1 protein-coding gene is annotated in these 11,886 nt (G+C 67.0%); it reads left to right on the plus strand.

Translation table 11 applies throughout. The annotated features are described in order from the left end of the window. Window positions 1-93 precede the first annotated feature (93 nt). Window positions 94-11,886, plus strand: an 11,793-nt coding sequence (locus tag FNH05_RS20480) for a GNAT family N-acetyltransferase (protein WP_144590325.1), incomplete at its 3' end; no start/stop codon positions are given.

The following is an 11,886-nucleotide window of genomic DNA, read 5'->3' on the forward strand; positions in this document are numbered from 1 at the left end:
CTCCTGGCTGCTGAGCCCGGCGTCTCAGCCGATTCACCCATCGAACGCCTGACGCCCGGGGTGTGGCCGCAACTGCCCACAACGGTGCACACCGTGGCGACCGAACTCGTCGACCTGGTGGGGCAGCACCACGCGGGAACGATCCTGGCGCACCACATCGCCGAGGTGGCGACGGCAAACAACGTCCAAGAGGGCGCTCGCCTCCACGAATACCTGGCACCGCTGGCGGAACCATCACACCAGGAGGAATTGCACCGGCGACTGACCGAGGTCGCCTCCTGGGCCAGGGTTGAGGGGCCGGATCGAGCGAGAGCGGTTCTCGACTCGTACGGAGTGGAACTGGCCGATCGTGCGAATGATGCGGGGCTTGGGGAGAGCGCCGAGTCCGTGGACTTCAGCAATGTAGGACGTGCGATCGCCGGTGTGTCCGAGCAGGCGCAGGGACACGTGGTCCCGCCGGGCTCGACCGTGGCGCCCGCACTCCCGGGTGAGGCGCCGGGTGCCGGGTCCTCGGAGCAGATGCTCCAGGATGCGAACGGCTTGTTCATGGGGGCGGGCCTGCTCTCCGGGCTGGAAAGTGGCCTGTCCGCCGAAGACCTCCAGCCGTTCATCCAGGAGGAACTGCTCCGGCTGTACGCCAGCCCGGACGAGGAAGTGTCCGCGGCGGCAGCGATGTTGTCGCTGATCCTGAACGGCGATGCGCTGAGACACCTGTGGCAGCCCGGAGTCTTCGGCGCTCCCACCCGGACGGGCGAAGACCGGTCAGGTTTACTGGAGTTCCCCGTCCGCAGCGCCAGCTCCACGGGCCCCGAATTCCGGATCGTCGCCGCGCGGCTGGATGGCCGCGCCGCCGAACAGCGTCAGGCATTGCTCGACCAGGTCCGTCGCTACCAGGAATCCATACCCGCCGACGACACCAACCGTCGGTTCCTGCTCCTCACCGGCGAGGCGACCACAGGCGACCCCGCCTGGCTCACCGAACTGGCCTGGCAACTACTCGCCGCAGGCTTCGACGCGATACCCGTCCACCGCAACGGGCAACCCATCGAAGTCCTCGCCGCCAAAGAACGACCCCTCACCCTCCAGGTCGCCACAGCCACCGGCCCACTCCGGCCGCTCGACACCCAGGGACTCAAGACCTGGCTGTCGGCCAAGTCCGCAGCCAAATACCAAGAACACGCGGCCTTCACCGAAGCCCCGGCAACGGCGGAGAGCCCGGCCGCGCAGCCCGACGCACAGGTGCCGCAGCCGGAGTCCGAAGCCCCCGCTGCCCAGCTGTCGGCTGACCTCTCCCCGGAAGCCGCCCGCCTGCGCACGGCATTGCCGTCCGAGTCGCAGCGAGAAGCGTTCGACGAGATCGCCGCCAGGGATGGCGTGGCGGCCACGATGGCCGCCGTGACCGGCATGCTCGCCCAGATGGTGAAGCAGGACGAGAAGCTCAGGAGCCTGCCCCCGGAGGAGCAACTCGGTCATCTGACCGCCGAGCAAGCCCAGGTTTTCGCCCAGCGGCTGGAAGGCCGACGCAACAAGGGGAAGGGCAAGCCGCCCTCGGTCGATCCGGTCAACCGCGAAAGCCTGGATTGGTACCAGCGGCTCGGGGCCCTCGCCCGCATCGACGATGTATTGGACCGGCTCGCCAACGCCAAGGTCGACACGAGGACCGCCCGCGCGAAACTGAAGGAACTCGTCGAGTCGCTTCGGCGGCACATCCCGGCCGAAGGCCCGCTGGACGCGGCGGCGCGCAAGCGGCTGGACAGCGCGCAGAACGACTTCGCCGGTGTGGAGGCGGAACTGCTCACCGCGCTGGTGCTGACCACCCAAACCAGTCAGCAACTCATCCGTCTCGGGTTGCCCGGCTTGAAAATCAAACGGGTTCGGTTGGGGAAACGCTACGACGTCGACATCTTGGGGGAACTCGGCGACGGAACCGAAGTGCGCTTCGAGGTCAAGGCGTACCAGTCGATCAACGACCGGAACCGCGACGAGCTGCTCAGGCAGGCCGAGCAGCAGGCCGCGGCAGCCAGGGCGGAGAAAAGACCCCCGAAGCTGGTCTATATCGTCAGCAACAACCTCGGTCCCGAGGCCACCACCGGGCTGGACACCTTCGCCGACGCGTTGCTGGAACGCGGGGTCGACCGGGTGCTCCATCACGGCTATCTCTGGTGGAACATCGAGGTGGTCGCGGCGGCAGGCCCGGGTGGTCTGCCTGCTTCGCCCTCACCGGTCCCAGCTAGCCCGCAGGGAACGCCAGAGACACCGGCAGCAGCCGGCAAGGAACAGCAGGCACCGGCATCCGCGCGACTGTCCCCCGGTGCCGATCGCAACACCGGTCGCCCTGGCTTTCCGAAGCCGGGCAACCCCATCTGGGAGGCATTGCCGCCGCAGGCGCGCGGGGTCTATGTGGACCTCTACCAGTCCGCACCGGACGAAGCGCCGTTCGTATTGCGCGCCGTGGCTGTGGAACTCGCCAGGGGAACCGAGGTCGAGGGCGAAAAGGACCTGGTGCGGCAGCTGACAGGCCTGCCCGAAGACAGGCGCGCGCTGCTCCAGCGAGGGCTGTTCGAGCAGTTGCTGGCGCACTTCGACACCGTTACCCGCTGGACCCGCGATCACCCGTTGCGGGAATTGGGCGAACCTGCCGAGGTGTTGCTGGCCGGCGCCCACGAACTGGACCGGAACCGACATCGGCTGGCCGCGCTCGGACTGAAAGAGCTGTTGTTGCTCGCTCGGCACAACGGCTATCTCGAGGGCAGGCTGGGCGATGCCGACGTGTTCGTGGCGGTCGGCGTGGTCGACGGTGACCATGCTCAGTCACTCGAGGAGTTGCGCGCCGCCGTTGCCCGCATGCCGTCGGGGCGGAACAGCAAGCGCTACCTGCTTCTCCTGGGCGACCGGACAGCGTCCGGCGAGTGGCTCGCCACCCTGACCAGGATGATGCGCGAGGCCGGGGTCGATAACGTGTTCTACAAGCCGGTCGGCGACGAGTGGTTCCACGCTCGCTCGGTCACCCGGCAAAGCCCTGCACCCGATGGGCTCAGGCCCCCGGGGCTGGCACCGGGAATCTGGGGCAGCCTGACACCGGCCCTTCAGTGGGCGCTGGCGGAGAACGCGCAGCGGCACGGCGTCGCCTCCGCTCTCTTGGCCTTCGCCAGAGCACTGGGCGATCAGGCCGAGCTGAGCGGCGTCCCTAGGAACGCGAGCTCCGCGCAAAAGCTGGCCACCCTGACCCCAGGCGCGGAAGCCACCATCGAGGAGCGGCTCGTCGCGGACACTCTTCGTTCGGCCGATCGGCCGCTGCGGCCTTTGGGGATGAGCCAGGACGATGCCGCGCGGAGCTGGTCCGAATTCCGGCGGATGCACGACGAGTGGGCCGGGTTGCCCGCGTTCCTCGCGCGCCCCAGTCAACTCGGCGACAACGACAAGCGCATCTGGAACGCGCTCAGGCATGGACTGCGGGAGCGGGCCCTCAGCGGCCTGCTCCACAATGGACTGGAGGCCGCGGCGACGCGAACGGTCGCCTACGAGCTGGCCCGGCTGTCCCAGCCGGAGTTGCTCGCCCGCCGCTTGCCGGAACTGGGAATCGAGCCCCTGCCGGAAGAAATCCTCGACGATAACGGCGTTCCCATCGGTCCGGCCGATTTCGACGCCACCTTCGCCGGAGGTGCGATCCGGTTCACCACCGCGCACGTGGACGGCCCGCGCAGGCAGTCGCCCGATGAACTGGCGCTGGCGGTGGCAAAGCGCCAGGACACCCCGCGCCGGCCAGGCGAGAAACAAGGCGTCGTGCTCGTCGGCGAACGGAGTCCCGGCGAATGGCTTGACCACTACGTCCGGGCACTGGACCGCGCCGGTGTGCATGTCGCGTTGTACCTGCACGCGGATTTCACCCAACGCAGAGCCGGATCGCCGCTGACCCTGCTCGGCGAATCGCCGCGGTCCGAAAGCGAACAGCCCGCAGTCGGCACCACTGGCAGCGACGAGGGCGCCACAGTCGTGCAACCTCAAGCTTCGCCTGGCCGCATCGGGCGCCCTATCCGGACAGAAGACCTCGATGTGCGGGAACTTCATGAGTTGTCCGAACTGCAGGCGGTCTTCGATCTCTATGGCAGGATCTGGGAGCCGGCGCCGGGTGCGGAGCCGATCTCGGTAGAGGTCCTGCGGGCGCTGTCCCATGCGGGCGGCCCCGTCCTTGGGGCGTTCCTTGGCGACACGTTGGTGGGAGCCTCCGTGGCCTTCCTTGGCCCGCTCGCGGCCTGGTTACAGCCGTACCTGACCGGCGTGGCCCCCGAGATGGACGAGGGGGTGGTCGGCGAGGCACTGTCGCGTTATCAGCACGCCTGGGCGCAACGGGCTGGCGCTGTGGTGCGGGCCACTCCCGACGCCGAGCGCAGCGGTCAGACAACAGATGCCCTGGCGGCGACGCGTGCGGGCGACCGATTGCACCAGGGCCCCCTCGTGCCCAAGCGTCTTATGCCGCAGCAGGCGCATCAAGGGCACCCGAAAAAATCTTCTTCGCAAACTCCGGAGATTTTTTCGGGACCCACCTTTGACCCGCCTGCCGCAGCACAAGGAATGGCACGCCACGCTGCTGTCTCGGTGCTGCAGTTGAGTGCCGACGAGGACCTGCAGGCGGTCATCGATCTGTTCGCGCAGGTCTGGCATCCCGCCCCTGGGGCGGAGCCGGTCTTGCTGCCGCTGCTGCGTGCGCTGGAGCAGTCCGGCAATTATGTGGCTGGGGCGTTCGTCGACGGCCGGTTGGTCGGTGCCACGGTGGCGTTCTTCGGCGGGCCGGGCGGCTCGGTACTGCATTCGCACGTCACCGCCGTGCTCCCGCACACGCAGGGGATGGGCATCGGACGGATCTTGAAACTGCGGCAGCAGGAATGGGCGAGAAGGCACGGCGCAGAGGCGATTCAGTGGACGTTCAATCCTCTGCTGCGACGCAACGCGGGGTTCAACAACCAGTTGGGGGCGCGGCCGGTTCAGTTCCTGCTTGATTTCTACGGAGAGCTCGACGACGAAGCCAACCGGGGTTTCCTGACCGACCGGGTGCTGGTGCGCTGGGACATCACGGCCACACCCCGGAAGCCGGTGGAGCCGGTGGGGTCGGAGCCGATGCTGGTCGAGGATGGTGAATGGCCGCGTATCCGGTCCACGACGAGCCGGTTGGTCACGGTGCAAACCCCGCACGACTGGGAATCCGCCAACCCGAAAGCGGCGGTAGCCTGGCAGGAGGCGATGCGGGCGGTGCTCGGCAGCCTGCTGGCCGAGGGCGCCGTGGTGGAGGGCTTCACCGCCGAAGGGGCCTACGTCGTCCGCCGACCAGTCCACGAGGGGACGCCCGGAGCTGCCCAGCCGTCGGCGTTGCCTGGAGCGGCCCACCTCGCACCAGGCCAGGGACCGGATGACCCCCGGCTGCCAGGACCGTCGTCGAACGTGACGATAAGTCGCCCGGTCGTCGGCACCACTGGCAGCGATGTGGGCGCCACGACTGTGCACCATCAGGGTCCGGTGCAGGCCCCCGTGCAGGAGCCTCAGCCCGGCAATCAGCCGGTCGCTGCCCAGGCACCCGCTCCGCCCGGAGTGGGCGCGGGGCCGGAAAGTTCCTCCGCGCCGATTCCGTTCGGCAGGAAGGCAGTTCCCCCGATCACCGGCAGCATCGAGGTGCTCGTTGATCTCCATGCGCCCCGCGACGCCGAGCAGAAGGATCCGGACCCCGAGATCGTCCTCTCGAAAATGGGGGACGCCGCGATCGCGGCCGACATGCGGATTGCCGAAGACGATTCGCTGATCTCGGAGGAGCAGCGCGCAAAGGGTGCGCAGGTCCTTGAGGGGGCTGGAACACGGTTCGCCTTCGAGGTCATCTCCGAGCCGAAACTCGGCTACTCTCGCTCGACGCCGATGACCTACCAGGTTTTCCCGGAACCCAGCGCGAGCCGCCCGCTGCCTCAAGTCATCCTCCGCCTGCCCGACTGGCTCCCGCCGGAGGTGGCGGTGCTGCACATGGCGCACGCGATGGCCGCGGGCGGGGCCTTGGTAGCCGCCTACGCGCGCCGCGACCTGCTGTTCACCAACGAACAGAGCCTCAGATACGACCTGTTCCCGGGACAGGCACCGGAGCCCAAGCCGGTCGACCGGGGCTACATCGCTCAGGTCGCCGCGCTGGGCAACGAAATCGCCCGGTCCTCGTTCTGGTCGTGGCGCAAGAAGCAGCGGATGATGGCGCACCTGCATCAACTGCTGTCGTATCTCGGCCTCACCGAGGAAGATCGTTACAGCGGCGTCCGGCTGCGCGCGCTCGCCGGGTACGGCACCAGAATCCCGATGAGCGCATCGCTGGAAGCACGCGAAGCGATGCCGGCGGTCAACGGTGCGCTCCTCACGGCCAACCGGCACCGGCCCGCGAAGGCGGCCAAGGGCTACCAGCCCGGCAACTGGCCGGTCGGGGACCCGTACGTGGAAACCGAGTACCGCATGCCGGTGGATGCCCGTCCCCGGCGCTTCGATCGCGTCTCCGCGGTCGAAAGTGCCGTGCGCAAGCACCTCGCCACCACCGAGTCCTGGCAGGGAGTGCGGCTGGTCCCCACCGGGGACGGCCTTCGCTACGACGCCTTCCGCAGGAAGGAGAAGATCTTCACCGCGGATTTCCACGTGCTGCCGGGCCGTCACCTCGAAGCGGCAGGGGTATCTGCACACCCCGGCACGCGGGTGCTGTCCGGCTACCTCCCGGCCCGGACCCGGCTCCGGGACGTGGAGGAATTCCTCGCCGGCGCGATCGCCTACGGGGCGCAGTATTTTGAATCCCCGGCCGACCATCCCTATCAGAGCACACTGGGGCCGGACGCCGACCTGGACTACCTGCCCGACGGCCCCGCCGACCGCGCCTGCGAGGCACGGATCGAGGTGCTCGGCCGGCGGATCGCCGATACCCCCATGGTGCGCCCCTGGCGCAAGGAGCAACTGAAATCCCAGTTGCGCGCGCTGCTCGAACAGGCAGGTCTGGAGAAACAGGCGGATGGTTACGCCCTCGGCACGACCTCGCTCGGCGCCTCGGCAGCGGCAGTGGTGGACAAGTTCGCCGTCACCAGATCCGACCTCGGTTACCTGTCCACCCGGTTCAACATCGTGCTCACGATCTGCAATGACTACCCGGCGAGGCTGTCGTCGGGGCTTGTGTACATCTTTTTCGGTGGCACGAGCAGCCTGGGCAATGGCATCGGCACTCTCGTGTACGGCGCGGTGGTCGCGGTTACGACCGGAGCGATGATCCGGTGGTACGAGACCACCAGCGACACCGTGGCCAAGAAGAGGAGGACGTTACTCGAAAAGCGGTCCGCGCTTGCCAAGGCGGAGACCCTGGTCGAGCTGGACGAGACAGCGAGGCGCGAGCACCGCCTGCCGCCGCAGGAGGGCATCGGGTTACCCACCGAAGCCCAGCGCCAGGGCGAGGAGCCCGAGATTCCCCCGAGCTGGCGGCAGCGGTTCATCCGCGCCGTCGCTCCGTCCGCGATGGGCCTGTTCACGCTGGGCGTTCTCGAGCCTGTCGCAGCACTCACGGGCCTGTTGGATGGCGTTACCCTCACCTTCGGGCTGGGCCTGCTCGGCGTGACGGTCGTCGCGGGCCTGCTGCAGCCACCCGGTGACGCGCGCACCCGGCGGTTGCGTAAGGGCAAGGAGCAGGACGAGCAGGACGAGCTCCGGCGCGAGCGGGACGGTCTCGAGACCGAAGACTACGCGAACCTGTACCAGCAGCTCGGACATGCCGCGGACGTGATCGAGGCCTACGTAGCGGGCGAGGAGTTGCCGGAAGCCGCGTTGGAGGCGCTGGTCCGACCGGATCCGGCACACCCCGACGAACACCTCGGGCTGTCCACCGGAGAGCCGGACGCGACCGCCGCCGCGACCAGCCTCTTGGCGCATGCGCCCATCTGGACCAGGATCTTCAAGCCGTCGTCGGACCTCTATACGTTCAGGATGGTCCTGGACAAATGGCACCAGGCCGGGATCACCAAGCCGTTCAGGTGGGTCATCGACCGCGTGTACGGGAACCCGGACCTCACGAAAATCAAGGAAGTCCTGAGCCACGTCGACCTGCGCACCACGGTGGTGGCCTTCGAAGTGGTGCGCTTCCTCGGCGCGGGCGGTATTTCCGCCTGGGCGGACCACCGGCTGGCGGTGGCGGAGTTCAAGAACAAGCTCACCCGGCTGGCCATGGTGATCCGAGCCGAACGCGAGACACAGATCCCGATGAAGATCCAGCATCGGGATCAACTGGTACAGGACATCCTCGTGCAAGCCCTGTACATCGCGACCCAAGCCGTGAACCCCGCACCGCTGGAAGAGACCTGGCGTCCCCACTTCGACTCCTTGCCCCCGAAGCTGCAGGTGCTGGTCCAGAATGCCCGGTCGCACACGCCCAATGAGATGGAGGCGGTCACCCGGAAGGCCGCGGCGTCTAGCCGGGCCTATTTCGGATACACCGCGGCCAAATCTGTTTCCACGGCCTCGCTCGTGGGTTTCCTGGCCTGGTCCCTCAACATGCAGGGCTATCTGATAGCAAGCCTGGTGGCGGCCGCCGCGACCGGGCTTTTCGGCGCGATCGGTAAACGGTATTACCGGACACGCGAAATCAGCAAGGATGACTGGGGCAGCCGCCCCATCGAGGAAGCGGCCGACAGAGAGGCAAGAGAATCCGGCTACTTGGCCAGGCTCGAATTCGCCTCCATGCTCCGCTACTACATCGAGACCTACGCCGACCAGGCCATCCCCGCCCTGAGGGCGGACTTTTCGCGTGCACTCGCCACGGGCATGCCCGCGCCGACGTCGCTGGCCGAATTCGAACCCATTCCCGCGAGCCAGAAGGACCTGGAGAAGGGCCTGGAAAAGGGAGAATGGACGCGGGCGGTCCGGGCGAAGCTAGCTTCCCTACGCCGGTCGGCCAACAGTGAAATCACCCTCGACAACTGGGGTTTCCGCCCGACGTTGGGGCCCAGGCTGGGGTTGCTGCGAGAGGACCTGCCCCGGCTTATCAAGCGGGTGGAGAGGCTGCTGGAGAAGTACGAACGCAGCGGTGACAGCCTCCTCGCCCAGCAGTTGTCCGTGACGCTCCAGCGGTATCTCGCCACCGGAGAAGGCAACTTCGCTACGCAGGTGCTCGGGGTGCTGTGGGACCACCGGGCTGTGGCGAACCCGCTCGTCAGGGACCTGAAAGTGGTGGTGGAGCAGTACGAAAGGACCGGACACGGCAATCTTGTCCAGCAGGTGGACGCCGTACGAGCGAAGTACAGCGCCCGGCAGTTCCAGCTCGACGAACGGGTGAACGTGCTGCTGACCACCCACTTCCGGTTCGGCGACCGGGAGCGCGTCCAGCACCTGAAGCTGCTCCTGCACTGGTACGAAACCCGTGGGGATGGCCACCTCGACGGGCAGGTGATGGCGGCACTGCGACGGATTCGTCAAGGCGTTTCGCTCCCCGGGCAGGTGGCGCTGCTGTTGCGATCGTTCGACAACGAACGCACCCGCACCGGACGGCTCGCCATGGAAGCCGTCAACCAGCTCAACAAGGCCATCGACGAATACAAGGCGCTCAGTGATCCGCAACGCTTCCTCCACCCCGACGACCCCGAGCCCAAACTCCCCGAACCGGTCTACAAGGCTGAGCTCCAGCAGCGGCTGGACGATTTCACCAAGGAATTGAAGAAATCAGCCCGAACGGTGCTGGGGTCCCGTTATCTGTTCGACGTTATCCAAGGCGCCGGTGGGGGTGCCGCCGCGCTGCAGGGCCAGAGTGCACCCGGCGAAGAGAAATCTCCGGAACAGCCACCTAAATCGGCATCTGAACGCCTGAAGGACCTCAGGATCAGGGCGGCGCAGGCGGTCTGGCACGACAGGTCGAACGGGAAGTACAGCCTGCCCGCCTTTACGGCGGACACCGCATCGGCTCCCGCGCGCAGGAAGCTCCTCGACGAGCAGGTCCCCGGGCTGCGGGACATCAACCCGAACTACCGTTCTCTGCGAGCCGGGAAAGCGGGGTACCGGAGTAACTGTGTGGTCGCCACGAGTGCTTTCCTCTACGCACGGGCGGGCTGGAAGAACGTCTCGGCCGTTTCGTGGAAGACGGCCGTGGAGCACGGGCGGACCACGCTGAAGGCGCTCTGGGAAGAGGTGGGCGGCACCTGGCAGGCCCACGGCAGCTATGACGATGTCATCGCGGCGATGAACCGGGAGGACGCGGCCGCACTCGCCGTCATGTCACGGGACCGCTTCGGCCGGAAAATCCGGCACTTGACCGCCGTGGTGGTGGACAAGGAAACCGGGGTGCCGATCTTCGTGGATCCGATGACCGGCGACGCGACGCTCCTGCCGCGCAACCCGGAAGCGATCTACCTGCTTCCGGTCGATCTGGCGAAGTTGGCGGTGTCGGGCAAGAGGCCGACGTTGCCCGCCGATGGGTTGGCTCAACTGCCGGACACGGAACAGGAGGCGGTCTACCACGGTGAACTTCAGGCCGCGTTGGCTGACCTTCGCGGAGTCCACCCGCCCATCAGCAAGTTCTTTCCAGCCCCGCCGCCCGGGGAGTCCTACGGTAATTGGCTGGACGACTACCGATTAGCGGCCTACGTGGTCCCGAGCCGCTGGTCGCTGGCAGTGCCGGCACGACAGTCGACCTCGACGACGTTCTATGACCGGCATCCGGTGATGGATCTGGGTCTGCGATCGAAGCTGGCCGGGAAGACCACGGCGCACCGCGACTTCTACGCCATCGACGCCAGTACGGTATCTCCGCGGGACGCAGCGAAGTTCTTCCAGAAGTTTCACCCTGGTTACGCCAGGCCCGTTCCGAATTTCTTCGGCTCGGGTGCCCGGCGGCCGGACGGCACGATCGACCGGGAGTACCTGGCGTACTGGTTCGGCGGCAAGTGGTTCACCAACCTCAAGCGCATCGATGATGTGATCTTCGGGATGGCGGACCGGCCGATCAGGGCGCGGGGGCTGGTGGTCATCACCACCATCACCCCGGATGGCCGGGAAGAACACCAACTGGGATACGTGACCCACGAGTCGTACGGTGTCGCGTTCTTTGACCGGGAAAACGGCCGCCTGCTGGACATTCCCGACGACCCGGCCCGCGTCGCCTTCCTGCCCTACACCGACCCGCACCTGCCATGGCTCAGGCTCCCGTCCGACATCGTGTACCAGCCACCGACAGGGATGCTCTTCGAGCCAAGGACCCAGCAGGAACTGGAGCGGGCGGGTGTGTCGCGGCCAGGCACCTGGCACCCGGTGGATGATCTGTGGCGGCGATCGGCGTGGGCCAGGGTGACCGAGCAGCACTGGTTACCCGCCGTTGACGCCGATGGTCTTTCCCCATACGAGCAGACGGTGCTCATCGAAACGAACTGCCCTGATTTCGCCGTGCCCAACCCAGACGTCTACGGCGAGGGTGCCTGGAAGCCAGACGGTACCGTCGATCACGACTACCTGGCCCACTGGTTCGGCGGGCAGTGGTTCACTAGTCTCAAAGACTACGACGAAGTAATCGCCACGACGGCGGAACGGGAGATCGGTGCGCGAGCACTGATGCACGTCATCGCCATCAACGAAGACGGATCGCTGGAGCACCGGCTCGGCCACGTCATCAACGGGCCCTATGGCATCGCGTTCTTCGACCGGCAACGCGGCCGGTTGATGGAACTACCCAAACGCTGGCACCAAATCAACTTTCTGCCCTATACCGACCCATTTCTGCACTGGGTCGACGCACCGGACGGATACCGGCCCCCGATCGGAAAACTCTTCGACCCCAAGGCCCAGCGCGGTGTGGACCTCACCAAGCACCGGCCCACACTGGTTTCATCCGGCAAAACCGCCGCCGAAGCCCTCAAA

Origin of the sequence: Amycolatopsis rhizosphaerae, from assembly GCF_007713715.1 — a bacterium.
Classification (GTDB): domain Bacteria; phylum Actinomycetota; class Actinomycetes; order Mycobacteriales; family Pseudonocardiaceae; genus Amycolatopsis_E; species Amycolatopsis_E rhizosphaerae.